Source organism: Sphingomonas sp. Leaf38, from assembly GCF_001421825.1.
GTDB lineage: Bacteria > Pseudomonadota > Alphaproteobacteria > Sphingomonadales > Sphingomonadaceae > Sphingomonas.
Genome location: NZ_LMLD01000011.1, coordinates 819,150 through 843,257, shown reverse-complemented (window position 1 = coordinate 843,257; position 24,108 = coordinate 819,150). Strand labels below are relative to the sequence as shown.

General features: G+C 66.7%; 25 protein-coding genes. 19 read left to right on the top strand and 6 right to left on the bottom strand.

What is annotated here, in order from left to right; genetic code table 11:
• Positions 1–182: 182 nt before the first annotated feature.
• Together ASE88_RS11275 and ASE88_RS11270 are read left to right on the top strand one after the other, a co-directional pair.
• On the top strand, positions 183–1,037 hold the full coding sequence (locus tag ASE88_RS11275; protein WP_055873103.1) for a helix-turn-helix domain-containing protein: 855 nt from the start codon (positions 183–185) through the stop codon (positions 1,035–1,037).
• Positions 1,038–1,100: 63 nt separating this feature from the next.
• Positions 1,101–1,376, top strand: a complete 276-nt coding sequence (locus ASE88_RS11270; protein WP_156357009.1) for a hypothetical protein — start codon at positions 1,101–1,103, stop codon at positions 1,374–1,376.
• Positions 1,377–1,391: 15 nt separating this feature from the next.
• Here ASE88_RS11270 and ASE88_RS11265 read toward each other — a convergent pair whose 3' ends face one another.
• Positions 1,392–1,661, bottom strand: coding sequence for a hypothetical protein (locus ASE88_RS11265; RefSeq protein ID WP_055873109.1), 270 nt, complete (start codon positions 1,659–1,661; stop codon positions 1,392–1,394).
• 113 nt (positions 1,662–1,774) lie between these two features.
• Between ASE88_RS11265 and trmB the strand changes: the two genes are divergently transcribed.
• The gene (gene trmB, locus ASE88_RS11260) at positions 1,775–2,455 is read left to right on the top strand and encodes a tRNA (guanine(46)-N(7))-methyltransferase TrmB (protein ID WP_056478154.1); all 681 of its coding nucleotides are present in this window, start codon (positions 1,775–1,777) and stop codon (positions 2,453–2,455) included.
• A gap of 132 nt (positions 2,456–2,587) precedes the next feature.
• On the top strand, positions 2,588–4,375 hold the full coding sequence (locus ASE88_RS11255) for an AMP-dependent synthetase/ligase (protein ID WP_056478152.1): 1,788 nt from the start codon (positions 2,588–2,590) through the stop codon (positions 4,373–4,375).
• 170 nt (positions 4,376–4,545) lie between these two features.
• On the opposite strand, the gene ASE88_RS11250 is transcribed toward ASE88_RS11255, so the two are convergent.
• The gene (locus tag ASE88_RS11250; protein WP_056478150.1) at positions 4,546–7,452 is read right to left on the bottom strand and encodes a M16 family metallopeptidase; all 2,907 of its coding nucleotides are present in this window, start codon (positions 7,450–7,452) and stop codon (positions 4,546–4,548) included.
• A gap of 272 nt (positions 7,453–7,724) precedes the next feature.
• Between ASE88_RS11250 and ASE88_RS11245 the strand changes: the two genes are divergently transcribed.
• The 13 genes from ASE88_RS11245 to ASE88_RS11180 all read left to right on the top strand — a co-directional run bounded on the left by ASE88_RS11245 (position 7,725) and on the right by ASE88_RS11180 (position 20,915).
• Positions 7,725–8,462, top strand: a complete 738-nt coding sequence (locus ASE88_RS11245) for an aspartyl/asparaginyl beta-hydroxylase domain-containing protein (protein WP_056478149.1) — start codon at positions 7,725–7,727, stop codon at positions 8,460–8,462.
• 115 nt (positions 8,463–8,577) lie between these two features.
• Entirely contained in the window at positions 8,578–9,150 is a 573-nt protein-coding gene (locus ASE88_RS11240; RefSeq protein WP_056478147.1) for a NifU family protein, read from the top strand.
• Positions 9,150–9,737, top strand: a complete 588-nt coding sequence (locus ASE88_RS11235; RefSeq protein ID WP_055873125.1) for a malonic semialdehyde reductase — start codon at positions 9,150–9,152, stop codon at positions 9,735–9,737. Before ASE88_RS11240 ends, ASE88_RS11235 begins: the two co-directional genes overlap by 1 nt.
• 123 nt (positions 9,738–9,860) lie before the next feature.
• Positions 9,861–10,478, top strand: coding sequence for a tRNA (adenosine(37)-N6)-threonylcarbamoyltransferase complex dimerization subunit type 1 TsaB (gene tsaB / locus ASE88_RS11230; protein WP_056478145.1), 618 nt, complete (start codon positions 9,861–9,863; stop codon positions 10,476–10,478).
• Positions 10,478–10,966, top strand: a complete 489-nt coding sequence (locus ASE88_RS11225; RefSeq protein WP_056478143.1) for a GNAT family N-acetyltransferase — start codon at positions 10,478–10,480, stop codon at positions 10,964–10,966. Before tsaB ends, ASE88_RS11225 begins: the two co-directional genes overlap by 1 nt.
• Positions 10,967–11,040: 74 nt before the next feature.
• Positions 11,041–11,463 (top strand): Fur family transcriptional regulator, encoded by a 423-nt coding sequence (locus ASE88_RS11220; protein ID WP_055873135.1) that lies wholly within the window; start codon positions 11,041–11,043, stop codon positions 11,461–11,463.
• Positions 11,464–11,507: 44 nt separating this feature from the next.
• Positions 11,508–12,182, top strand: a complete 675-nt coding sequence (locus ASE88_RS11215) for a lysophospholipid acyltransferase family protein (RefSeq protein ID WP_235527911.1) — start codon at positions 11,508–11,510, stop codon at positions 12,180–12,182.
• A gap of 225 nt (positions 12,183–12,407) precedes the next feature.
• Positions 12,408–13,742, top strand: coding sequence for a tRNA (N6-isopentenyl adenosine(37)-C2)-methylthiotransferase MiaB (gene miaB, locus ASE88_RS11210; protein WP_082466507.1), 1,335 nt, complete (start codon positions 12,408–12,410; stop codon positions 13,740–13,742).
• A 431-nt stretch (positions 13,743–14,173) separates the two neighbouring features.
• Positions 14,174–15,178 (top strand): PhoH family protein, encoded by a 1,005-nt coding sequence (locus ASE88_RS11200; protein ID WP_055873144.1) that lies wholly within the window; start codon positions 14,174–14,176, stop codon positions 15,176–15,178.
• Between the two features lie 123 nt (positions 15,179–15,301).
• Positions 15,302–15,811, top strand: coding sequence for an rRNA maturation RNase YbeY (gene ybeY / locus ASE88_RS11195; RefSeq protein WP_056478137.1), 510 nt, complete (start codon positions 15,302–15,304; stop codon positions 15,809–15,811).
• Between the two features lie 8 nt (positions 15,812–15,819).
• Positions 15,820–16,719 (top strand): hemolysin family protein, encoded by a 900-nt coding sequence (locus tag ASE88_RS11190; protein ID WP_055873149.1) that lies wholly within the window; start codon positions 15,820–15,822, stop codon positions 16,717–16,719.
• A gap of 182 nt (positions 16,720–16,901) precedes the next feature.
• On the top strand, positions 16,902–19,163 hold the full coding sequence (katG, locus tag ASE88_RS11185; RefSeq protein ID WP_082466505.1) for a catalase/peroxidase HPI: 2,262 nt from the start codon (positions 16,902–16,904) through the stop codon (positions 19,161–19,163).
• Between the two features lie 423 nt (positions 19,164–19,586).
• Complete coding sequence (locus ASE88_RS11180; protein WP_056478132.1) at positions 19,587–20,915, top strand: PQQ-dependent sugar dehydrogenase; 1,329 nt, start codon at positions 19,587–19,589, stop codon at positions 20,913–20,915.
• A 46-nt stretch (positions 20,916–20,961) separates the two neighbouring features.
• On the opposite strand, the gene ASE88_RS11175 is transcribed toward ASE88_RS11180, so the two are convergent.
• Both ASE88_RS11175 and ASE88_RS11170 read right to left on the bottom strand, forming a co-directional pair.
• Positions 20,962–21,165, bottom strand: coding sequence for a DUF2007 domain-containing protein (locus tag ASE88_RS11175; protein ID WP_055873159.1), 204 nt, complete (start codon positions 21,163–21,165; stop codon positions 20,962–20,964).
• Complete coding sequence (locus ASE88_RS11170; protein WP_055873160.1) at positions 21,162–21,722, bottom strand: pyridoxamine 5'-phosphate oxidase family protein; 561 nt, start codon at positions 21,720–21,722, stop codon at positions 21,162–21,164. Before ASE88_RS11170 ends, ASE88_RS11175 begins: the two co-directional genes overlap by 4 nt.
• A 49-nt stretch (positions 21,723–21,771) precedes the next feature.
• On the opposite strand from ASE88_RS11170, the gene ASE88_RS11165 reads away from it, so the two are divergent.
• Together ASE88_RS11165 and ASE88_RS11160 are read left to right on the top strand one after the other, a co-directional pair.
• Positions 21,772–22,017: a type II toxin-antitoxin system CcdA family antitoxin gene (locus tag ASE88_RS11165; protein WP_056478131.1), complete on the top strand. Its 246-nt coding sequence runs from the start codon at positions 21,772–21,774 to the stop codon at positions 22,015–22,017.
• Complete coding sequence (locus tag ASE88_RS11160) at positions 22,018–22,308, top strand: CcdB family protein (RefSeq protein WP_056478129.1); 291 nt, start codon at positions 22,018–22,020, stop codon at positions 22,306–22,308.
• Here the strand turns inward: ASE88_RS11160 and tldD are convergent.
• Positions 22,305–23,732, bottom strand: a complete 1,428-nt coding sequence (gene tldD / locus ASE88_RS11155) for a metalloprotease TldD (RefSeq protein WP_056478127.1) — start codon at positions 23,730–23,732, stop codon at positions 22,305–22,307. The genes ASE88_RS11160 and tldD overlap by 4 nt on opposite strands.
• An 18-nt stretch (positions 23,733–23,750) precedes the next feature.
• Entirely contained in the window at positions 23,751–23,984 is a 234-nt protein-coding gene (locus tag ASE88_RS11150; RefSeq protein ID WP_031393477.1) for a zinc-finger domain-containing protein, read from the bottom strand.
• Positions 23,985–24,108: the final 124 nt, after the last annotated feature.

Here is a 24,108-nt window from a genome sequence, read left to right as displayed (position 1 = left end):
CGCGCCGACGCCTGAACGCCCGTCCGCAGCTGCTGGAGATATCAGGATTTTCCCCGTAACAATTGTTCCGATGTCTCAAAGTTGAGCCCGGTGGACATTTCGCCGTTGTACAATCTGGATCAAGTGTCGGTCACACGGCATGCGGTCGATAGCCGATCCGCATTCGATAATGGGATATAACGATGCTGGTTTTTCCGATGCGCTCGCCCTCCATTGCCGAAGGGATGATGCCGCCATCATGCTCGGTCGAGGGCGCGCTGCGGTCGCGGATCGACGCACTCGCCAATCCGCAGCCGCGGCCTGCCGGCCCGGTCGACGTGTCGCGCCTGCCCGGAACCGCACGGATCCTGCTGATCCCCGAACAGACGCGCGTATCCGCCACCATCCGCAATCGGCGCTATGACCGGCTGCCCGATGTCGCGATCGTCGGTCCGTCCAGCCGCCCGGTCGCGTTGAAGATCGATGGTCCCGCGCCGATCGAAATTCCGCTGAGCCCGCTGGACTGGTCGCGCCTCACCGGGACCATCGCGGCGACGACAGCCGATCGCATCATCAGAGCGCGCGATCTCGGCATATCGTGCCTCGACGGACTGGTCGACGCAGCCCCGACCGATATCGCGCTGGCGGCGGTCGCGCGGCTCGCCGAGACGATCGTCGCGCGCGACATCGCATCGGCCGATGGCGGCAACTGGCCGCTGATTTTACCGTTAATGCGGTTGATCGACGACGGTGTCGTCTACGATGCGGCAACCGCGGCCCAGCAACTCGCGACGTCGCCGCACAACCTACGCCGCATCGCGTTGCGCTGGTTCGGCTTCCCACCGAAGACGCTGCTCATGCGCCGTCGTTTCATCGCGGCGCTCGAGCGGTTCCAGGAAACGCACTTGGACTTCGCCTCGGTGGCGGCGTTCGGCTATTTCGACGCGTCGCACTTCCTGCGCGATGCCAATCGATTTCTTGGCACCACCCCGCGCCGCTATCTTCGTCGCATCGATAGCTCGGCTGATGGCCAGCCCGCGCCCCCGGCCGCGCGTTAACCACGCCGGGTAACTGCGCCTAAACTGATCTACATCGATCTCCAGACGGTGCTGGAGACGAACATGACGGACGATCATACCGAGACGCCGACGACCGCGGACGCCTGGCGCGACCGCGTCGCCTATCACCGTGATCGCGCGCTTCAGGAGAAACACCTCGCCGAGCGGTCGAAAACGGCGCGTGGCCGGACTGCGCACCTGTTGCTCAGCGATCGCCATGCCCAGCTCATGACCTCGGCCGAGCAGGTCGTCGGCATGGCCGATCCCGAAATGCCGCAAAGCTCGTCGCTGCGCACGACCGGATGGCTCATCCGGCAAAGCTATGGCGACCAGCCGTGAGACGGCTGCCCGACGTCAGTCCGCCAGAACGTCGGCGTCGACCTTACCCAGATTGATTCCGTCGTACAGCGCCAGCAACGCGGTCACTTCCTCGACCACGGTCTCCTGCTCGGCGCGCCACCGTGCGGTCGCATCGTGCCGCGGCGTACCGCCCTGCCCGTCGTGCAGCGTGAAGCCCTGATCGATCAACCATATCGCATCTAGCGCGCGCGCGCGCTGGCGCCGCAGGTGATAGACCCATTGCTCGATGATTCCCGATGGAACCAGCCTGTCCAGATCGCCCATGCAGCATCCGGTACGGCAAGCGCCGCGGCAATGCCAGAGTCCGGTCGCGCAAATGCGGAAACATCCGCGCGACGCTTTGCGCCTGCGCGCGCACGGCGCTAGAGCGCGCGGCGATGACCGATCCTTCCATTATCCGCCGCCTCTATGGGCGCCGCCAGGGCCACAAGCTCCGGCTTGGCCAAGCCGCCCTTGTCGAGGAAACGCTCCCCGACCTGTCGGTGCCCGAAGAGGGTGCGATCACCGCCGCGATGCTGTTCGGCCAAGACAGTCCGCTGCATGTCGAGATCGGCTTCGGTGCGGGCGAGCATCTCGCGGGTCAGGCCGCGGCGAATCCCGAGATCGGGTTCATCGGCTGCGAACCGTTCCTCAACGGCGTCGTGGGCGCGCTCGCGCATATCCGCGATGGCGCATTGACCAATGTGCGGTTGCACATGGGCGATGCGCTCGAGGTCATCGAGCGGCTGCCCGATGCGAGCCTCGACCGGCTGTACCTGCTGCATCCCGATCCGTGGCGCAAGGCGCGCCATGCCAAGCGGCGCATGGTCAACCATGGGCCGCTCGACACGATCGCGGCCAAGCTGAAACCCGGCGCGGAGTTCCGGCTCGGCACCGACGACCCGACCTATTGCCGCTGGTCGATGATGATCATGAATGCGCGTCGCGATTTTGTCTGGCAGGCGGAAACGCCGCATGATTTCCTCACGCGCCCCGCCGACTGGCCCGAAACGCGGTACGAGCGGAAAGCGCGGCGGCAGGGGCATGAGGTCTGGTATTTTAGGTATGTCCGCGTCTGACCGCGATCGAGCACGCGAGCATCTGAAGCGGCGGACGTCATCGACGGTGTCGGCGATTGTCCGGCGCAAGGCTTCTCGCCTACAAGGGCGGTAACGAGGCGCGTCGGCTCGCGGTGCGCCCAGGGAGAGATCATGCCGCGCCAGCTCGAACGATTCCCGAACCTTGTCACGATGTTCTTCGCGCGCGCCGCGGAGAAGGGCGCCGCGCCGTTCCTGTGGACCAAGACGAGCGGGGCCTGGGTCGCCACCAGCTGGGCCGATGCCGCGCGCCAAGTCGCAAGCCTTGCCACCGCACTTACCGCGATCGGCCTTAAACGCGGCGACCGCGTCATGCTGGTCAGCGAGAATCGCCCCGAATGGTGCCTCAGCGACCTCGCGATCATGGCGGCGGGCTGCGTCACGGTGCCGACCTACGTCACCAACACCGAGCGCGATCACCTCCACATCATCGAGAATGCGGGCGCCGGCGCGATCATCGTCTCGACCGCGAAACTGGCCAAGACGCTGCTTCCCGCGGTCATCCGCTCAAACCAGGCGCACACGGTCATCGGGCTCGAGGACATGAAGGTTCCTTCCTCGATCGACTTCCACAACTGGCACGCGCTGATCGCCGCGCATCCGACCGCGCCCGAGACCGCCGCCGCGCGCGCCGATTTCACGCGCGAGGATTTCGCTTGCATCATCTACACCTCGGGCACCGGCGGCGCGCCGCGCGGCGTGATGCAGCACCACGGCGCGATCCTGCACAATTGCGCCGGGTGCGCCGCGGTGATCTCCGAGGATTTCGGCTGGGACGACGAGGTCTTCCTGTCGTTCCTGCCGCTCAGCCACGCCTATGAGCACACCGGCGGCCAGCATTTCCCGATCTCGCTCGGTGGGCAGATCTATTATGCCGAGGGCCTCGAAAAGCTCGCCGCGAACATCGAGGAGACGCGGCCGACGATCATGTTCGTCGTGCCCCGCCTGTTCGAGGTCCTGCGCACGCGCATTTCGAAGACGATCGAGAAACAGGGCGGCGCGTCGGCCTACCTCCTGGCCCGCGCGCTCGACATCGGCGGCAAGCGCTATGCCGGTCGCCTCCGCCTGATCGACCGGCCGATGCAGGCGGTGGTCGCGACGCTGTTCAAGCCGAAGATCTCGAAGAAATTCGGCGGCCGGCTGAAGGCGATGATCTCGGGCGGGGCACCGCTCAACCCCGAGGTCGGGCTGTTCTTCGAATCGCTCGGGCTCACCTTCCTGCAAGGCTATGGCCAGACCGAGGCCGCACCGGTCATCTCGTGCAATCGTCCCAAGGCGGGCGTCCGGATGGACTCAGTCGGCCCCGCGCTCAAGGACACCGAGGTCCGCATCGCCGAGGATGGCGAGATCCTGGTCCGCGGCGAACTGGTCATGCACGGCTATTGGCGCAACGATGCCGAGACCGCGAAGGTGCTCAAGGACGGCTGGCTCCACACCGGCGACATCGGCGAGATCGACGAGCGCGGCCGGATCCGCATCACCGATCGCAAGAAGGACCTGATCATCAACGACAAGGGCGAGAACGTCGCCCCGCAAAAGGTCGAGGGGATGCTCACGCTCCAGCCCGAGATCGCGCAGGCGATGATCGCCGGCGACAAGCGGCCGTACATGGTCGCGCTGGTCGTGCCCGATCCCGAATGGACGCAGGAATGGTGCGCGCGGAACGGCGATGCGTGCAGCTTTTCGCGGCTGGCGGAGAACAGCGAGTTCCGCACCGCGATCGGACATGCCATCGAGCGGGTGAATGCCGATCTGACGGTAACCGAGCGCGTGCGCCGGTTCGTGCTGGCGGATGGTCCGTTCACGATCGAGAACGAGCAGCTCACGCCAAGCCTGAAGATCCGTCGGCACGTCATCAAACAGGCCTATGGCGAGAGGCTAGACGCGCTGTACAAGGCCTAAACTCAAACCCCTCTCTCCTCGGGGGAGAGGGAGGGGCACGCACTTGCGTGTGGGAGGACGAGGGCACGCGGCTGGCGGAAAGCACGAAGCCGGCGCAAAGCCCGTGCCCTCACCCTCCCGTCGCCAAGAGGCTCCTCCTTCCCTCTCCCCTGCAGGGAGAGGGAAGGAGGTCACTTCTTCGCCGCAGTCGGCACCACCGCCATCGTCCAGTCCTTCTCGGGCCGCAGATACTTCGCCGCGGTCGCCTGCAGCTCGACCGGCGTGGTGGCTACGAGGTCCGACGCGATCCGCTGCGTCGCCGCGATCCGGCGTGGGTCGAACGTCGCGCCGCCAAGCTGCTGCAACCAGAACTGGTTCCCGGTCGAGGCGCGCAGGATATATTGCCCCATCGGCTTCTTGATCCGGTCGAGCTCGTCGGCCGCGATCGGCGTCGAAATCAGTTCAGCCGCAATCTGCCGCGCAATCTGGAAAAAGAACGACACCTTGTCGGGCGCGACCTGCCCGATCGCGACCATCCGCCCGCCGCTGCTCATCCCGACCGGCCACTGGCTCGAGACGTTCGGGCTGTAGCTCGCGCCCGCCGCCTGTCGCAGCCGTTCGAACAACCGGTCGCTGAACACCTGCGCGAGCACGTCGAGCCGGCGCGCCTCTACGATGTTGTCGATCCCGCCGCCGGTCGGCCAGGCGATCACCGCCGCCGCCTGGTTTTCCGGCCCGGTATGCGCGCGCATCACGGGAGTCGTGTTGTGCGCGGGGAAGCCGACTGGCGCGCCGACCGTCGACACGGCGGCGCGCGGCTTGAGCGCGCCGAACGTCTTGGCGACGGCGGCGATCGCGTCCTCGGCCTTCACGTCGCCGAAGATCGAGACCTCGATCGGTCCGGTCTTCAGGATCGGCGCCCAGAACGCGCGAAAGTCCTTCGCGGTGAGCGCCTCGACGGTCGCCTTCGACGGCGTTCCCCAGCGCGGATCGCCCGCGCGCAGCAGGCCTTCGAGGTCGCGCGACAACACGCCGTCGGGCGACGAATCATAGCCGGCAAACCCGGCCAGCGCCGCCACCCGCGCGCGCGCGACCGGTGCCGGATCCCAGGCCGGGAAGGCGAGTTTCGCCGCCATCAGCCGCAGCTGATCCGCATAATCCGTCGGCGAGGTGATCGCGTTCAGCGTGAACGCATCGTCGTCGATCCCGAAGTCGAGCCCGATCCGCCGCCCTGCGGTCAACTGGTCGAGATCGCCCTGATCGAGCTTGCCGATACCGCCTGCGACGAGCGCGAGATCACCCGCCCAGGCCGGTGTCGGCCGGTTCGACGGGATCGCGGTATAGCCGCCACCGAACCGCACGCGGACATAGACGCGCCCGGTCTCGCCGGCATTGGGGAACAGCAGCACGCGCGTGCCGTTGGCGAAGTTCACCTGCTCCATGTCGAACGCGGTGATCTTCTCGCGGCTTGCCACGACGCCCGGCTTGCCGAGCGACGGCAGCTTCGAGAAATCGACCGCCGCCTGCGCGCGGCGCTTGCCCGCCAGGCCCGAAACGTCCGCCTTCAACGCCGTCGCCAGCTTCGCCGCGGCGCCCGCGTCGGGGGTCTGCGTGTTCACCAGCGCGCGCGTCGCGGTGCCCTCGAAGATCGCCTTGCTCGACGCGAGCAGCGTGGCGGGCGTGAACATGCCCTTCGCCTTGGCGTCCTGCAGAATCTTGTACGAGGTTTCCGGCCCGGCCACCGTCTCGCGAATGTCGAGCGCGCCGACCATGTCGTCGGCCTGCTTCGACCCCGCCTCGACCTTCGCGGTCTCGACGCTGGTGCGCATGATCGTGTCGAAATCGGCATATTCGCGATCGACCTCGGCCTGGCTCGGCGCGTTGGTCTGCGCGTCGGCGATCACCGCGCGGACGTCCTTCAGCGCCGCCTCCCAGTCGGTGCCGATCGGTACGATGTTGACGCTGGTCAGGTTCGCCGAGCGCGACACGTCGTCGATCGACACGCCCGCCTGGAGGAAGCTGCCGCCGGCGCGCGCGCGCGTTTCGAGGCGGCGGCTGATCAGGCGGGTGGCCAGCACGTCGACCAGCCGCTTCTGGTTCATGATCGCGGTGTCGTCCTTATACTCCCAAGGTCGCACCACGCCGAGCGTCACCACCGCGGGAATCGCCGGTTCGGCGATCGTCGCGGACACCGGCGCCTTCGGATCGGGCTTGCCGAAATCGGGCGTGGGGGTGACTGGGCCGATGCCCTTCCAATCCGCAAAATTCTTGACGATCAGCCGCCCGAACAGCGCCGGGTCCATATCGCCCGAGATGATGACGACGGTATTCTCGGGGCGATACCAGCGATCGTGGAACGCCTTCACCGTGGCGCCCGTGGCGGCCTCCAGCGTCTTGATGTTGCCGATCGGCGAGCGGTCCGCGAGCGGCTGTCCGGCGAAGAAGGTCGCGCGGATCGCATCGCCGAAGCGCACCTGCGGCCCTGGCTGCTCGCGCTGTTCGGCGAGCACGACGGGACGCTCCGCGGTCACCGACGCATCGGTGATGACGGGCTTTTCCATCATCCCCGACATGATCTTCAGGCTCTCATCGAGCCCCGCTTCGGTCGCCGACGGCAGGTCGAGCTTGAACGTCGTCGAGGTCGGCGTGGTCTGCGCGTTGGTATCGGACCCGAAGGTCGCGCCGAACCGCTGCCACACGCGCTTGGCCTCGCCGTCGGGGACGTATTCGGAGCCGCGGAACGAGAGATGCTCGATGAAATGCGCAAAGCCGCGTTCGCTGTCGGTCTCGTTGAGCGAGCCCGCGTCGATCCGCACGCGCACCGAGACCTGGCCGGGCGGCACGCCGTTCTTGCGCACCGCAAAGCGCATGCCGTTGGGCAACGTGCCGAATTTCCACTCGGGGTCGCGGGTGAGGTCGCTGCCCTTGTAGAGCCACGCGGTCGTATCGATCCCGGTCAGTTCGGGAAGCGTCGGCGCCTCCTTCGCGGGGGCGGAGACGGCCTGCGGCGTCGACATCTGGCCGCTCGCCGGAAGGGCGAGGCCGAGGATGACGGGAAGCAGGGCGGGAGCGCGATACAAGCGCGAGAAAGACACCATCGGGCATCTGTAGCGCCCGCGGACGTCGCTCGCCAGTGCTCGCCTCCGGCGCGGTGCGGCGATGCCATCATTTCGTCCAACACCGCGGGTATATCGTGCTTCGACAAGGGGATCGGCGCCATGATGCGCCAGGATACAGGGTAGAGATGACGGTCGAAGCCAAACTGGGGCAGACTTCAATGTGGCGGGATTCGGGCGAGACGGCCGTACGACACAGCGCCCGCCTACCCGATCTGAACATCCTTTCGGGTGCACCCAGGCCCGGCACACCGATGGTCGCCGAGGCCAACCGCCCGCTGATCATCCGCGTCGGCAAGCATCTGCGCGGCGTGTTCGACCGGATGATCGCATCCTCGTCGCTGGTTTCGAACGACCCGGTGCTCGATGTCCGCGACTTCGCCTGGACCGCGGACCTGCGTGACAGCTGGACGGCGATCCGCGACGAGGCGGTGCAGGTCGCACTGCAAGGCGACGCGTCGCCCAGCCTGGCAACGATCTCGCCCGATCACCGTTCGATCGCCGAGGTCGACAAATGGCGCTCGTTCTTCCTCTATGGCTATGGCTATCCGATCGAAGAGAGTCTCGCGCGCTGCCCGCAGACGGCGGCGGCGGTCGCGCGTATTCCCGGCCTCAACAGCGCGTTTTTCTCGATCCTTGCGCCAGGCACGCATATCCCCGAGCATCGCGGGGTCACCAAGGGCCTGATCACCTGCCACCTCGGGCTGATCGTGCCACGCGACGGCGACGTAAGGATGCGCGTCCACGATCGCACCGTCCGCTGGGCGGAAGGCGAAACGCTGGTGTTCGACGATACCTACCAGCACGAGGTGTGGAACGACACCAGTGGGACGCGCGTGGTGCTGCTGATCCAGGTCGAACGTCCGTTGCGCAACCCGGGCAAGTGGATCGCCAACCTGTTCCTCGGGATCGTCCGTCGTTCGGCGTTCGTCCAGGATGCGGTGCGCAACATCGGCAGCTGGAACGCCGCGGTGAAACAGCTCGACGTCTGAGACGGCCGAAATACACGACACCGCTACCCCAACACCCGCTATCGCACATCGCCCGAAAGAAACGGTTTCCCGTTCCACGCTTGATCCGGTGCCGCCGTCGGGCCACATGCCCCCTATGCTCATCGAAACGGAATCCACCCCGAACCCCTCGACGCTGAAGTTCCTGCCGGGACGCACCGTCATGGACGCCGGCACGCGCGACTTCGCCACCCCTGAGGAGGCCGAGACCAGTCCGCTGGCCGAGGCGATCTTCAATCTCGGCGATGTGACCGGCGTGTTCTTCGGCCGCGACTTCGTGTCGGTGACCGCCGCGCCGGGCGTCGCCTGGTCCGATCTCAAGCCCGACGTGCTGGCGATCCTGCTCGATCATTTCTCCGCCGCAATGCCGCTGTTCAAGCCCGCGCGCGCCGGCTTCTCGGTGCCCTCCGACGAGCCGACGCTGTCGGACGATCCCGCGGATGCCGACATCGTCGCACAGATCCGCGAACTGATCGATACGCGCGTCCGTCCCGCCGTCGCCAATGACGGCGGCGACATCGTCTATCGCGGGTTCGACAAGGGCAAGGTGTTCCTCCAGCTGCAGGGCGCATGCGCAGGCTGCCCGTCGTCGAGCGCGACGCTCAAGAACGGCATCGAGCAGCTGCTGAAATATTACGTTCCGGAAGTCACCGAAGTGCGAGCCGTCTGATGATCGTCGACGATAATGTGCTCGACGCGGTCTTCCGCGATGCGCGCAGCTATAACGGCTATACCGATGAGCCCGTCGCCGAGTCCGAACTCCACGCGATCTGGGATCTGATGAAGTGGGGCCCGACGTCGGCCAACCAGCTTCCGGCGCGGCTGATCTGGGTGACCAGCGACGCGGCGAAGCAGAAGCTTGCCGACGCGTGCAGCGCGCAGAACCAGCCTAAGATCCTCAAGGCGCCGGTGTCGGTGATCATCGGCATGGACACCAATTTCCACGAGCATCTGCCCGAGCTGTTCCCGCACGCCGACGCCAAGGCTTGGTTCGACGGCAATGCCGAGCTTCGTGAGGCGTCCGCGTTCCGCAACTCGACGTTGCAGGGCGCATATCTGATCATCGCCGCGCGGATGCTCGGGCTCGATACCGGGCCGATGTCGGGTTTCGATGCAGGCAAGGTCGATGCGGCGTTCTTCCACGAGACGCCGGCGGTGCGGACCAATTTCATCGCGACGCTCGGCCACGGCGATCCCGCGACGATCTACGCGCGGTCGCCGCGTCCCGATTTCGCGAAGTTCAACAGCATCGCCTGAGGGGGAGAGACCTGCTCCCTCTCCCCCGCAGGGAGAGGGTCGGGGTGAGGGGCCGTTGGGAAGGACGGCGGTCGCGGCGCCCCTCACCCTGACCCTCTCCCCGAGTGGGAGAGGGAATAAGACATGCGCATTCTGGTAATCGAAACATCCACCACTGCCTGCTCGGTCGCGCTGATCGAGGACGGCGCCGTCATCGCGCGCGCGCACGACGTGGTCGGGCGTGGCCATGCCGAGCGGCTCATCCCGATGATCGCGGGCCTGCCCGATGGTGGCCGCGCCGATCGCATTCTCGTCGATTGCGGCCCCGGCAGCTTCACCGGCGTGCGCGTCGGGATCGCCGCCGCGCGCGGCCTCGCGCTCGGCTGGGGCGCGCAGATCGCCGGATTTTCGTCACTCCCGCTGATCGCCGCCGCGGGGTTCGCAGATCGCTTAACCGACGATAGTGCGGTGGTCATGGAAGGCGGGCATGGCGAGGTCTTCATGCAGGCCTTTGCCGCCGATCTGTCGCCGCGATCCGCCATGGTATCGCTGAAGCCCGAGGCTGCGCTCGCCGCGCTGGCGGGCCGCCGCGCGGTCGGTAACGGCGTGCGCTGGCTCGCCGCGCTCGATGACGGCCTGGACCTCACCGAAGCGCTGCCCGACGCCGCCGCCGCGATCCTGCTTCCCGCGGAACTTACTGCGCTGTCGCCAAGCCCGATCTACGGTCGCGCACCCGACGCCAAACCCTCGGTCGCGAAATAATGGCGACGCGACAGGCCGCCACGCGCAGCGTCACGCTGCGCACCGGTGACGCCCGCGATCTCGCGATCGTCGACGCGCTGATGACGCAGGCGTTCGACCCGCGCTACGGCGAGGCGTGGACGCGCAGCCAGTTCCTCGGCGTGCTCGCGCTAACCGGCGTCCACCTGACGCTGGCGTTCGTCGACGACGTCCCCGCGGGCTTCACGATGACCCGATCGGTCGCCGACGAAGCCGAGCTGCTGCTGATCGCGGTCGCCCCCGACTATCGCCGTCGGGGCGTCGGCACCGCGCTCATCCGCGCCGCCATCGCCGAATGCTCGGTCGGGGCCATCGCCAAACTTCATCTCGAGGTCCGTGCCGGCAACGACGCGGTCAAGATGTATGTTACACACGGCTTCGCGAAGGTGGGCGAACGCCGCGCTTATTATCGCGGCAAGACCGGCGTCGCGTATGACGCACATACATATTCGAAAGATATCAACAGCTAAGGCTTATTGCGAGTCACTATCCCTTTTCGCAACAGCGCGAACGCCCTACATGGCCCTCAACAAGGGAAAGACACATGCCGCGCAAGATCGATCTGGAAGCCCTCTGTAACGAGAAGGGCCTGCGCATCACCGAGCAGCGCCGCGTCATCGCGCGCGTGCTGTCCGAGGCGGACGACCATCCCGACGTCGAGAAGGTCTATGAGCGCGCGTCGCAGATCGACCCGGGCATCTCGATCGCGACGGTCTACCGCACCGTCCGCCTGTTCGAGGAAGCCGGGATCCTCGACCGCCATGATTTTGGCGATGGTCGCGCGCGCTACGAGCCCGCCCCCGAGGCGCATCACGATCATCTGATCGACGTGGAGAGCGGCAAGGTGATCGAATTCGTCGATCCCGAGCTCGAGCAGTTGCAAAAGGCGATCGCGGAGAAGCTGGGCTTTCGCCTGGTCGATCACCGCATGGAGCTTTACGGCGTGGCGCTCGCTCGCAAGGACTGAAGGCGATCGGCCGGATACGCCTTGCGGCGCGACTGACGGCGCTGGTGTCGGCGCTCGTGCTGGCGCTTCCGGTGCATGGCGCATGGCGACTGTTCGGGCGCACGTCGCCCTGGCCGCCGCGCTTCTTGGGACTGGTCGCACGGATCGTGGGGGCCAAGGCCCGCATCGCCGGCACGCCGCTCCGCCACGACGTCGTATTCGTCTCGAACCACCTGAGCTGGATCGACATTCTGCTTCTGTCCGGGGCGACCGGCAGCGCGTTCGTGGCGAAGTCCGAACTCCGCGGCGTACCGCTGGTCGGCTGGCTCTGCACGCTCAACCACACCATCTTCGTCAGCCGGGCCGACCGCATGGCGGTGACCGCACAGATCGCCGAAATCCGCGACGCGCTGGCGGCGGATCGGCCCGTCACGCTTTTTCCCGAGGGCACGACCGGCGACGGCACCACGCTCCTCCCCTTCAAGGCCGCGCTGCTGGCAGCGCTCGATCCGCCGCCGCCCGGCGTCAGGATACAGCCGGTCCGTATCGATTATGGCGCGGCGACGCACGAACTCGCCTGGGTCGGCGACGAACCCGGCCAGCACCACGCCGCCCGCGTCCTGAAACGCCGGGGCAGCTTCGTGGCGACATTGCACTTCGCAGAAGACTTCGATCCCGCGGACTATGGCGACCGCAAGGCCATCGCCGCCGAAGCCCGCCGCCGCATGGAAGCGCTCTGACCCTATCGTTTCCGCCCATCCCAAACGCAAACACCTCCCCGGCGAAGGCCGGGGCCCAGTTGGAAAGGTCGCAGTAACGAAGCGCCGCCCGTGGTTAGCGACGTCCCCCAACTGGACCCCGGCCTCCGCCGGGGAGGTGCTTCTGATGCCTTGGAGGTACGCTTGAATACCGGGGCCCTAAGACGCCCTCTCCCCCCGCCGCCGCAAATTTGATAGGGCGCGCGCATGACCTCGAAACCCAAGACCTACCACGTCAAATCGTTCGGCTGCCAGATGAACGTCTATGACGGCGAGCGCATGGCCGAACTGATGGCCGCGCAGGGCCTCACCAAAGCCGATGCGGTCGACGCCGACGTCGTTGTCCTCAACACCTGCCACATCCGCGAGCGCGCGACCGAAAAAGTCTATTCGGACATCGGCCGCCTGCGGAAGGACCAGCTGCGCAAGAACGGCAAGACGCCGATGATCGCGGTCGCCGGCTGCGTCGCGCAGGCCGAGGGGCAGGAGATCTTCACCCGCGCCAAGGTCGACATCGTCGTCGGTCCGCAGGCCTATCACAACCTCCCCGAGCTCGTCGCCAAGGCAGCCGCGGGCACGCCGTCGCTCGACACCGACATGCCGCTGCTGTCGAAGTTCGGCGCGCTCCCGACCCGCCGGAAAGTCGCGCCGTCGGCGTTCCTGACGGTGCAGGAAGGCTGCGACAAGTTCTGCACCTATTGCGTCGTCCCCTACACCCGCGGCGCCGAGATCAGCCGGCCGTTCGCCGCGATTGTCGACGAGGCCAAGGCGCTGGTCGACGCTGGCGCACGCGAGATCACGCTGCTCGGCCAGAACGTCAACGCTTGGTCCGAAAACGCCAATACTCCAGAGGGGCGCGGCCTTCACGACCTGATCCGCGACCTCGACCGCATCCCCGGCCTCGCGCGGATCCGCTACACCACCAGCCACCCCAACGACATGACGCAGGGCCTGATCGACGCGCACCGCGACGTCGAGAGCCTGATGCCGTTCCTCCACCTCCCCGTCCAGGCGGGCAGCGACCGCGTGCTGAAGGCGATGAACCGGTCGCACACCCGCGACTCCTATCTCCGCCTGCTCGACCAAGTCCGCGCGGTACGCCCCGACATCGCGCTGTCGGGCGACTTCATCGTCGGCTTCCCCGGCGAAACCGATGCCGAGTTTGAGGATACGCTGAGCTTGGTCGATGCGGTCGGCTATGCGCAGGCCTACAGCTTCAAATACAGCCCGCGCCCCGGCACCCCCGCCGCGTCGATCGTCGAGCAGGTCCCCGAGGCGGTGATGGACGAGCGTCTCCAGCGCCTCCAGGCCGCGCTCAACCGCGATCAGCACGCCTTCAATGCTGCCACGGTCGGCCGCACCTGCACCGTCCTGCTCGAACGCCCCGGCAAGCTCCCCGGCCAGCTGATCGGCAAGTCGCCCTGGCTGCAATCGGTCCACCTGATCGGCGACCAAGCGATCGGCGACCTGGTCGAGGTAACCCTCGCCGCCGCCGGCCCCAACTCCCTCACCGGCATCGAACGCATCGCCCAAGCCGCCTGAAACCGCCCCCACCTTATTTCACCACCCCGGCGAAGGCCGGGGCCCAATTGGGGACCGGCAATAACGACGGACGATCCCTCGTTACATCGACCTTTCCAATTGGACCCCGGCCTCCGCCGGGGTGGTACAGCGGCTGGTTTCGTTGGTGGCGTCCGCCACATCGCCCCCCTGAGGCTTTCGGGCAACGCCACCCCAACCTTCGCGCACCGCACGAAAACTACCGCTGTCCACCACCCGAATCCCCTGCCACACTCGCCCCCGATGCAGCTTCGCCCACGCGACTCGAATCATCTCCAGGCGGGTGCCCCGGCACCGCTTGAACGCGCGGGCTCCCATGCTCATCTCTGGTCGAACGCCATCCCAGGCGTGATGCGTGTCGGCCCGGCCATACCCGATCATCGATCCGACACGCTTGCCCCCGAAAGGACCGCATGAGCCGCAAACCCGTTCCCGCCCAGTCCGGTGACCGCGCCCGAGTCGAACTGCTGTTCGACAAGCCCCAACTCCTCGTCCGGCTGTTCGGCCAGTACGACCAGAATCTCGTGGCGCTGGAAAATCGCCTCGGCGTGTACATCACCGCGCGCGGCAACAAGATCGGGCTGGAGGGGACCGCCGAACAGGTCGCCAAGGCGCGCGACGTGCTCCACGATCTCTATGCCCGGATCCAGCGTGGCGAGGATGTCGACACGGGCCTAGTCGACGCGTCGATCGCGATGGCGGACGAACCCGTGCTCGAAGGGATCATCCGCGCGGATGCCGGCGGCGGCGGCGCCCCGCCGATCATGATCCGCACGCGGAAGAAGACGATCGTGCCGCGCACGCCCGCGCAGGCGCACTACATGCGCGAGCTGGCCAACAACGACATGATCTTCGCGCTCGGACCCGCAGGGACCGGCAAGACCTATGTCGCGGTCGCGCAGGCGGTGCAGCAGCTCATCACCGGCAGCGTCCAGCGGCTGATCCTCTCGCGCCCCGCAGTCGAGGCGGGCGAGCGGCTGGGCTTCCTGCCCGGCGACATGAAGGAGAAGGTCGATCCGTATCTTCGCCCGCTCTACGATGCGCTGTACGACTGCCTCCCCGCCGAGCAGGTCGAACGCCGCATCGCGAGCGGCGAGATCGAGGTCGCACCGATCGCTTTCATGCGCGGCCGCACGCTGGCGGACGCGTTCGTGATCCTCGACGAGGCGCAGAACACCACGCCCGCGCAGATGAAGATGTTCCTCACCCGCTTCGGTCAGAACAGCCGCATGGTGATCTGCGGCGATCCCAAGCAGGTCGACATCCCCGGCGGCGTCGCGGCATCGGGTCTGGCCGACGCGGTCCGCCGTCTGGAGGGGGTCGAGAGCATCTCGATGTGCCGCTTCACCGTCGGCGACGTCGTCCGCCATCCGATCGTCGGCCGCGTCGTCGAAGCCTATGAGGGCAGCGACGCCTGATCCGCGCGCGGCTATCCCGGACACCCCGGGATAGCCGCCGGACCATCCGCATACCGTAAAGCGTGCGGAACTTTGCCGCATGTGTAATGATTTCGCCCTGACGTTTCCGCCGGAAGGACCCGCATGCTCGAAATCGCGCTTTCTTCGGAAGCTCCCTGGCCCGACCAGGACTGGGACGCGCTCGCCCAGCGCGCCGCGACCGCGGCGATCGAGCGCACGCCGCACGGCGAACTGCTGACCAGCGCCGCCACGGTCGAGATCTCGTTCCGGCTCGCCTCCGACGACGAGGTCCACACGCTCAACAAGCAGTATCGCCAGAAGGACAAGCCGACCAACGTCTTGTCCTTTCCGATGGTACAGGCCGACCTGCTCGAAACCATCACGCAGAATTCGGACGATGGCGAGGTGCTGCTCGGCGACATCATCCTCGCGCACGGCGTCTGCGTCGCGGAAGCCGCGGAGCGCGGCATCTCGGTCCAGGATCATGCGATGCATCTGATGGTGCACGGCACGCTGCATCTGCTAGGCTATGACCATATCGACGACGACGAGGCGGAGGGTATGGAGCAGATCGAACGCGACGTGCTCGCCGCGCTCGGGCTCCACGATCCCTATTTGATAACAGAGGACTGACGACCACGATGGCCGATGGCCCCACTGCCGGTAACGGCGATAGTAGCGACAGTATCTGGCGCGGGCTCAAGGGCCTGATCTTCGGCAACCCGGACGAATCGCTCCGCGACCAGCTCGAGGATGCGATCGACCGGCACGAGGGCGACCCCGCCCCCGATGCCAAGGGCGACCTGACCCCGCTCGAACGCCAGATGGTCCGCAACCTGCTCCACTTCAGCGAGCGCGATGCGGGCGATGTCGGCGTGCCGCGCGCGGACATCATCGCGGTCGAGGAGGACACGCCGTTCGCCGACCTGGTCAAGCTGTTCGCCGAGGCGGGCCATAGCCGCTTGCCGGTGTACCGCGACAACCTCGATACGATCATCGGGATGGTCCACATCAAGGATGTGTTCAACATCCTCGCGACCGGCGCCGAGCATCCGGCGTCGATCGCCGGGCTGATCCGCGAGCCGCTCTATGCGCCGATGTCGCGCGGCGCGCTCGATCTGCTCGCGGACATGCGGCAGAAGCATGTCCACCTGACGATCGTGCTCGACGAATATTCGGGGACCGAGGGGCTCGTCACGTTCGAGGACCTGATCGAGGAGATCGTCGGCGACATCGAGGATGAGCATGACGATGCGCCGCAGGTCCTGATGACGCCGATCGACGGTGGCGCCTGGGATGTCGACGCGCGGGCCGAACTCGAAGACGCAGCCAAGCTGATCGATCCGCGTCTCGCCGAGGTCGATGGCGATATCGATACGCTGGGTGGTCTGGCGGCGTTGCTCGCCGGCCACGTGCCGCAAGTCGGCGAATGCGTCGATCATCCGAGCGGCTGGAAACTGGAGATCACCGATGCGGACGAGCGCCGCATCAATCGGCTGCGGCTGCATCCGCCGGCCGTCCCGATCGAGGATGACGACTGACGTGCTGTTCCCCTCCCCGGCAGGGAGGGGAACGGATGCCGATTTCGCACCGCGTTTGCCGTTCATGCGCTCGGCGCAGATATCACCCACCCGATCACTGCCGACGACGCAATCTATTTCCCCAATCAGTGTGCGAGTGGCATACCAGCCGCAACGTCAGAATACGCTGAATTGGAGATGGTATGACCACCGAAGTACCCACCGCAGGCCAATGCCCGATGCATGGCGGTTCGTCGCACCAGGCGACCAACGAGCCTGGCAAGATGGACGGCCCCGCCGTCCTGTTCGAAATGACCAACCGCACCTGGTGGCCGAACCAGCTCAACGTCTCGGTGCTCCACCAGAATCCGCCCGCCGGCGATCCGATGGGCGACGACTTCGACTATGCCGAGGCGTTCAAGGCGCTCGACCTCGCAGCCGTCAAGGCGGACATCGTCGCGCTGATGACCGACTCGCAGGAGTGGTGGCCGGCCGATTTCGGTCATTACGGCCCACTCTTCATCCGCATGGCATGGCATGCCGCGGGCACCTATCGGATCGGTGACGGTCGCGGTGGTGCGGGCGCAGGGCAGCAGCGGTTCGCGCCGCTCAACTCGTGGCCCGACAACGCGAACCTCGATAAGGCGCGCATGCTGCTGTGGCCGATCAAGCAGAAGTACGGCCAGAGCCTGTCCTGGGCCGATCTGCTCGTGCTCACCGGCAATTGCGCGCTCGAATCGATGGGCTTCAAGACCGCAGGCTTCGCAGGCGGCCGCATCGACGTGTGGGAACCCGCGACCGACGTGAACTGGGGTGCAGAGCGCGAATGGCTCGCCGACGAGCGCTACTCGGGCGACCGCGACCTCGCGCATCCGCTCGCCGCGGTCCAGATGGGACTCATCTACGTCAATCCGGAAGGCCCAAACGGCAACCCCGATCCGATGGGGTCGGCGCGCGACATCCGCGAGACGTTCGCGCGCATGGCGATGGGTGACGAGGAAACCGTCGCGCTGATCGCCGGCGGCCACACCTTCGGCAAGACGCACGGCGCCGCCGAGCCCGATCCCTATATCGGTCCCGAGCCCGAGGGCGCGAGCATCGAGATGCAGGGTCTCGGCTGGGCGAACAGCTACGGCAAGGGCAATGCCGGCGACACGATCACCAGCGGCCTCGAAGTCACCTGGACGCAGGAGCCCACCAAGTGGACCAACCTGTATTTCGAGAATCTGTTCGGTCACGAATGGGAGCTGACCAAGAGCCCCGCCGGTGCGCACCAGTGGGTCGCGAAGGACGCGGCCGAGGACGTGCCCGACGCGCATGACGCCACCAAGAAGCATCGCCCGACGATGCTGACCAGCGACATCGCGCTGCGCGTGGACCCGGCGTACGAGAAGATCTCGCGCCGCTTCCACGAGAATCCGGACGAGTTCGCCAAGGCGTTCGCCGAGGCCTGGTACAAGCTGACGCACCGCGACATGGGCCCCTACCCACTGCTGCTCGGCCCCGAAGTCCCGGCCGAACCCCGCATCTGGCAGGATCCCGTGCCGGCTGCCGAGGGTGAGCCGCTCTCCGACGCCGACGTATCGGCGCTGAAGGCGAAGATCCTCGACTCGGGTCTGTCGATCTCACGTCTGGTCAAGACGGCGTTCGCGTCCGCCTCGACCTATCGCGGCACCGACAAGCGCGGCGGTGCAAACGGCGCGCGCATCCGCCTCGCCCCGCAAAAGGACTGGGCGGTCAACGAGCCCGCCGAACTCGCCAAGGCGCTCTCGACGTTCGAGGGTATCCAGCGCGACTTCGCCGGCAGCGGCAAGACCGTGTCGCTCGCCGACCTGATCGTGCTTGGCGGCAATGCTGCAATTGAGGCAGCCGCCAAGAAGGCGGGTCACGACCTGAGCGTGCCGTTCACGCCGGGCCGCACCGATGCGTCGCAGGAGCAGACCGACGCGATCTCGTTCGCGCCGCTCGAGCCGCGCACCGACGGCTTCCGCAACTATGTCGGGGAAAAGTCGGTCTATTCGGCGGAGGAGCTGCTGGTCGACCGCGCGCATCTGATGGGCCTCACCGCCCCTGAGATGACGGTGCTCGTCGGCGGCCTGCGCGTGCTCGGCGCCAACCATGGCGACTCCAAGCTCGGCGTGTTCACCGATCGTCCCGAGACGCTCACGAACGACTTCTTCCGCAACCTCCTGCGGACGAGCTTCACCGCGAAGTGGACCGCGACTGGTGACGGGACGTTCGAGGCGCGCGATCGCAAGACCGGCGAAACGACGATGACCGGCAGCCGTGTCGACCTCGTCTTCGGCTCGAACTCGCAGCTGCGGGCGCTCGCCGAAGTCTATGCGGCCGACGATGCGAGCGCGAAGTTCGCGGGCGCGTTCGTGAAGGTCTGGAACAAGGTGATGAACGCCGACCGCTTCGACCTCGCCAAGGTCCGCGCGGAACAGGACGCCGCGATCTCGTAAGCGCCGTTTGCGTGTTGAAGGGGGCCGCCGGCAGCAATGCCGGCGGCCCTTTTTCGTTCGCCCCCGCAAATTCTCCCCCGCCAGGGGGCGGTGGCGCCGAAGGCGACGGAGGGGGCGGACACGGAACAGCCGTTCCCCCTTCCCGCCCCCTCCGTTAGGCTGACGCCTGCCACCTCCCCCTGGCGGGGGAGAATCGAAAGGCGTCAAACCGACCGGCACTCGTACCCACCCGTCATTCCCGCGAAGGCGGGAACCCATACTGGCTGGCGGTACGGTGATGCGCCGACGTTGGCGTATCTGGTTCCCCGCCTCCGCGGGGATGACAGGTAGGGAATGGCGCGGCGGGGATGGCGGGCTGATGACCGCACGGCGTGTCCCAAACCTGCCATTGCCCCCGCCCGCTCGCCCCCCTAATCTCCGCCCATGCGCAAACACATCCTCATCGTCCTGGGCTTGATCCTTCTCGTGGTCGCTGCGGGCGTCACCTATCTCGCCTGGCCCGACACCGCCCAATTGTCGGTGGACCAGGTTGCCGGCAAGCTGCCCAAGATCACCGACCCGCGCATCCAGACGATCCCGACCGTCAAGGTCGCCAAGGTCGTCGGCTGGCAGAACGGCGCGATGCCGACCCCCGCTGCGGGCCTGAAGGTCCAGCCGTTCGCCACCGGGCTCGATCACCCGCGCTGGATGTACCGTCTCCCCAATGGCGACGTGCTGGTCGCCGAGACGAACTCGCCACCGCGCGAAGGCGGCGGGATCACCGGCTGGGTGATGAAGGTGCTGATGGGCCGCGCCGGTGCGGGCGTCCCCTCGGCCAACCGCATCACGCTGCTACGCGACGCGAACGGTGACGGCGTCGCGGAGACGAAGTCGGTGTTCATGACCGGGCTCAACTCGCCGTTCGGCATGACGCTGCTCGATGGACAGCTCTATATCGGCAACACCGATGCGCTCGTCCGCGTGCCCTATACCGACGGCGCGACCAAGATCACCGCGAAGCCCGAGCTGGTCATCAAGCTCAACCCAGGCGGCAACCACTGGGCGCGCAACGTCATCACCGCCGCGGACGGGAAGACGCTGTATGTCGGCGTCGGCTCGTCGTCGAACATCGCCGAGAACGGCATGGACGCCGAGAAATACCGCGCCAACATCCTGCAGGTCTGGCCGAAGGACAAGAACTGGCGGATCTATGCCGCCGGCCTGCGCAACCCCAACGGCATGGCGATCAACCCCAAGTCGGGCGGGCTGTGGACCGTCGTCAACGAGCGCGACATGCTCGGCTCGGATCTCGCGCCGGATTACATGACGCAGGTCGAGTTCGGCGACAATTTCGGCTGGCCCTGGTATTATTGGGGCGGGTATCCCGATGCCCGCGTCGAGCCGAAGAATCCCGCACTCCAGCAATATTCGAAGCGCCCGGACTATGCGCTGGGGCCACACGTCGCAGCCCTCGGCCTGACCTTCTCGGCCGACGCCAAGCTCGGTGCGCGCTTCGGCAACGGGGTGTTCGTCGGCGAGCATGGCTCGTGGAACCGCAAGCCCGTCTCGGGCTACAAGGTCGTGTACGTGCCGTTCGGCGACACCGGCTTCCCGGCGGCGAACGCGAAGCCCGTCGACGTTCTCGGCGGCTTCCTGAACAAAGACGGAGATGCGCAGGGCCGCCCGGTCGGGGTCATTACCGACAAGACTGGTGGCCTGCTGGTGGCCGACGATGTCGGCAACGTGATCTGGCGGGTCAGCGCGGGCGGCTGATCCGGTGGGGGTGGCTACAATGCTACCCCCCAACCCAGCAATCGCGTCAGGGCCGTTCCGCCAGAATCCCCCGCGCAGCGTCCAGATCATCCTCGTCGACCATGACGCGCACCGGGATCAGCAGCCAGCTTCCCTCCATGATCGACATCCCGCCATCGAATGCCACCGCGGGAATGCCCTCGCTCTCGAGCCGCCCGACGATGATATGCGCCTCGTTCCGACCGTATCGGCCCAGTTCGGCGAGGCTCATGCGCTGACGCGGTCCGGCAGTACGGTGCCAAGCCGAACCGGCAACCCGTCGATGCTCGCGACGGGGCCGGCGAGTTCCTCGACCCGCTCGGCCTCGGTCTGCTTGGCGTGATATTTCGACAGCGTCTGGCGCTCGCGCTCCAGAGTCATGAACGGCACGCCCCATCCACAACTCGTCTGGACTTCGCTAACGGCAATCACGAAGATCTGCCGCGTCCCCGGCAGCGGAGCGAACTGCGCATAGAGCGCCGCCCATTCCGCGTCCTGCGGCAGCACCGCGCGACCCGTGCCATAGATGCGGAAGATCAGCGCCGGCTGATCGAAGGCGCAGAACATGATCGTGATCCGCCCGTCCGCGGCCAGATGCGCGTTGGTCTCGTTCCCGGAGCCGCCCACGTCGAGATACGCGACCGTCGTCGGATCGAGCACGCGAAAACTGTCCATGCCCTTCGGACTGAGGTTGATCCGCGCGCCCTCCGCTGCGGTCGCAACGAAGAACACCGGCTGCCGCGCGACGAAAGCGCGGTGATCGTCCGTGAGCGCGGGAAAGAATTCCATCGAACTACTCCGAATTGACGCGCCCCAGTTCCGCGCATAACCTGTGCGCATGAAGCATGGTCCAATCGCAAGCGGCAAGCGCAAATCGGTCAATATGTCGCTGGATACCGGCATTGTCGCGGCGGCACGGGAAGCGGGACTCAACCTTTCGCAGATCAGCGAACAAGCGATCCGGCACGCTACGAAGGTCGAGCAGGAGCGGCGCTGGAAGGAAGAGAATCGTGAAGCAATCGACGGTTGGAACCGCTGGTACGACGAGAATGGCGATCCGCTCGCGCATCTGCGGCCGCTCTGAGTGGCACAGTTCGACGTCTATCGAATCCGCGGCAACGTGCTGGCCATTGATTGCCAATCGGATCTTCTGTCGGACCTGCAGACGCGCTTCGTCGTGCCGCTCCGTCCAACCGAAGCCGTGATTTTCAAGAGGCTGACGCCCAGCTTCACGATCAACGGCGAAGTCCTGACGATGGTCACGACGCTAGCCCGCGCAGTCGACGTCCGCGATATCGAAGACACCGTGGCCACGCTCGAGGCGGCACAGTTCGAGATAGAGGCCGCGCTCGATATGCTGATCTCAGGCTATTAGGCCGCCGTTCCACCAACCGTAAGCCCGTCGACCAGCAACGTCGGCTGCCCGACGCCCGCGGGCACCGACTGCCCGCCCTTGCCGCAAATCCCGATACCTTCGTCGAGCGCGAAATCGTTGCCGATCCCGCGCACCTTGGTCAGCGAGCTCGGACCGTCGCCGATCAGCGTCGCGCCCTTGATCGGTGCGCCCAGCTTGCCGTCCTCGACCAGATACGCCTCGGTGCAGCTGAACACGAACTTGCCCGACACGATATCGACCTGTCCGCCGCCGAACGCCTTGGCGAAGATGCCCTTCTTCACGCGGCTCAGCAGCTCGGCGGGATCGTCGTTGCCAGCCTTCATGAAGGTATTGGTCATCCGCGGCATCGGTGCATGCGCATAGCTTTCGCGGCGGCCATTGCCGGTCGCCTCGACGCCCATCAGCCGCGCGTTGAGCCGGTCCTGCATATACCCCTTGAGGATGCCATCCTCGATCAGCACGGTTTCGCGAGTCGGCGTACCCTCGTCGTCGATCGTCAGCGACCCGCGGCGATCCTGGAGCGAGCCGTCGTCGACGACGGTCACGCCCTCGGCCGCGACGCGCTCGCCGATCCGCCCCGAAAACGCCGACGTGCCCTTGCGGTTGAAATCGCCCTCGAGCCCGTGGCCAATCGCCTCGTGCAACAGGATGCCGGGCCAGCCATTACCGAGCAGCACCGTCATCTCGCCCGCCGGGGCCGCGATCGAGTCGAGATTGACCAGCGCCTGCGACAGCGCCTCGTCGATCGCGCGGTTGTACGTCGCGGGCTCGAACAGGTCGGTGTAGAGATAGCGGCCGCCGATCCCGTAACTGCCCGTCTCGCGTCGGCCATTCTGCTCGGCGACGATCGAGACGTTGAGCCGCACCAGCGGCCGCACGTCGGTCGCGATGAACCCGTCCGCACGGACGATCTCGACGACAGACCACGTCCCCGACAGGCTGACCGAGACCTGCGCGACACGCGGATCGCGCGCGCGTGCGGCGGCGTCGATCGTCTGGCAAAGGTTCACCTTGTCCGCGAACGGCACGAGGTCGAGCGGATCGGCGGCGGTGTAGCGGTGGCGGTTGGTGCCCTGTGGCGGGCTGGCCTTGGCGGCGACCCCCGGCTCTATCAGCGCCATCGTCTCGGCGGCGCGACGGATCGCGGCGGGGGTCATCTCGTTCGAATGCGCGAACGCGGTCATCTCGCCCGACACCGCGCGCAGGCCAAAGCCCGAGCTCGTATCGTAGGACGCGGTCTTCAGCCGGCCATCGTCGAACCCGAACGCCTCGGCCTTGCGGTATTGGAGATAGAGTTCGCCGTCATCGGCCTTGCCGAGCGCCTTGGCGGTCAGCGCCTGCGCCTGCTCGGGGTCGAGCGTGTCGCGGTAGAGGAACGAGCGGGGGTCTGCAGCTATCGTCATCCGATAGATATAAGGGGCTTAGCGGCCTGCGCCATCCCCATGGTCGCGCAATGTCGACTGGTCCGCGCCATCGGCGGCCCCGCCGACCAGGATGAAGCGCCGGTCGCAATAGCCGCAATCGACATAGCCGGTCTCGTCGATCTGCAACCAGACGCGCGGATGGCCGAGCGCTGCGCCGCCGGGAATGTCGGTGGCGCCATCGCAGGCGACGCGGGCGTGGGTGACGCGGGTGGTTTCGAGCGGCGGGTGCATGCGGGCGCGATAGCAAGCGCGGGCGGGGCGGGCAATTGGTTCTTCTGTGTCGGGGAGAAGGAGGAATGGGTTCGCGCGGAGACGCGGAGGTGTCGCGCTTGTCGCGCAGCGACCTTCACATCAG

Coding starts and splice junctions, on each gene's coding strand:
- ASE88_RS11275 (WP_055873103.1), top strand. CDS start 183: ATGCTGGTTTTTCCGATGCGCTCGCCCTCCATTGCCGAAGGGATGATG.
- ASE88_RS11270 (WP_156357009.1), top strand. CDS start 1,101: ATGACGGACGATCATACCGAGACGCCGACGACCGCGGACGCCTGGCGC.
- ASE88_RS11265 (WP_055873109.1), bottom strand. CDS start 1,661: ATGGGCGATCTGGACAGGCTGGTTCCATCGGGAATCATCGAGCAATGG.
- trmB (WP_056478154.1), top strand. CDS start 1,775: ATGACCGATCCTTCCATTATCCGCCGCCTCTATGGGCGCCGCCAGGGC.
- ASE88_RS11255 (WP_056478152.1), top strand. CDS start 2,588: ATGCCGCGCCAGCTCGAACGATTCCCGAACCTTGTCACGATGTTCTTC.
- ASE88_RS11250 (WP_056478150.1), bottom strand. CDS start 7,452: ATGGTGTCTTTCTCGCGCTTGTATCGCGCTCCCGCCCTGCTTCCCGTC.
- ASE88_RS11245 (WP_056478149.1), top strand. CDS start 7,725: ATGGTCGCCGAGGCCAACCGCCCGCTGATCATCCGCGTCGGCAAGCAT.
- ASE88_RS11240 (WP_056478147.1), top strand. CDS start 8,578: ATGCTCATCGAAACGGAATCCACCCCGAACCCCTCGACGCTGAAGTTC.
- ASE88_RS11235 (WP_055873125.1), top strand. CDS start 9,150: ATGATCGTCGACGATAATGTGCTCGACGCGGTCTTCCGCGATGCGCGC.
- tsaB (WP_056478145.1), top strand. CDS start 9,861: ATGCGCATTCTGGTAATCGAAACATCCACCACTGCCTGCTCGGTCGCG.
- ASE88_RS11225 (WP_056478143.1), top strand. CDS start 10,478: ATGGCGACGCGACAGGCCGCCACGCGCAGCGTCACGCTGCGCACCGGT.
- ASE88_RS11220 (WP_055873135.1), top strand. CDS start 11,041: ATGCCGCGCAAGATCGATCTGGAAGCCCTCTGTAACGAGAAGGGCCTG.
- miaB (WP_082466507.1), top strand. CDS start 12,408: ATGACCTCGAAACCCAAGACCTACCACGTCAAATCGTTCGGCTGCCAG.
- ASE88_RS11200 (WP_055873144.1), top strand. CDS start 14,174: ATGAGCCGCAAACCCGTTCCCGCCCAGTCCGGTGACCGCGCCCGAGTC.
- ybeY (WP_056478137.1), top strand. CDS start 15,302: ATGCTCGAAATCGCGCTTTCTTCGGAAGCTCCCTGGCCCGACCAGGAC.
- ASE88_RS11190 (WP_055873149.1), top strand. CDS start 15,820: ATGGCCGATGGCCCCACTGCCGGTAACGGCGATAGTAGCGACAGTATC.
- katG (WP_082466505.1), top strand. CDS start 16,902: ATGACCACCGAAGTACCCACCGCAGGCCAATGCCCGATGCATGGCGGT.
- ASE88_RS11180 (WP_056478132.1), top strand. CDS start 19,587: ATGCGCAAACACATCCTCATCGTCCTGGGCTTGATCCTTCTCGTGGTC.
- ASE88_RS11175 (WP_055873159.1), bottom strand. CDS start 21,165: ATGAGCCTCGCCGAACTGGGCCGATACGGTCGGAACGAGGCGCATATC.
- ASE88_RS11170 (WP_055873160.1), bottom strand. CDS start 21,722: ATGGAATTCTTTCCCGCGCTCACGGACGATCACCGCGCTTTCGTCGCG.
- ASE88_RS11165 (WP_056478131.1), top strand. CDS start 21,772: ATGAAGCATGGTCCAATCGCAAGCGGCAAGCGCAAATCGGTCAATATG.
- tldD (WP_056478127.1), bottom strand. CDS start 23,732: ATGACGATAGCTGCAGACCCCCGCTCGTTCCTCTACCGCGACACGCTC.
- ASE88_RS11150 (WP_031393477.1), bottom strand. CDS start 23,984: ATGCACCCGCCGCTCGAAACCACCCGCGTCACCCACGCCCGCGTCGCC.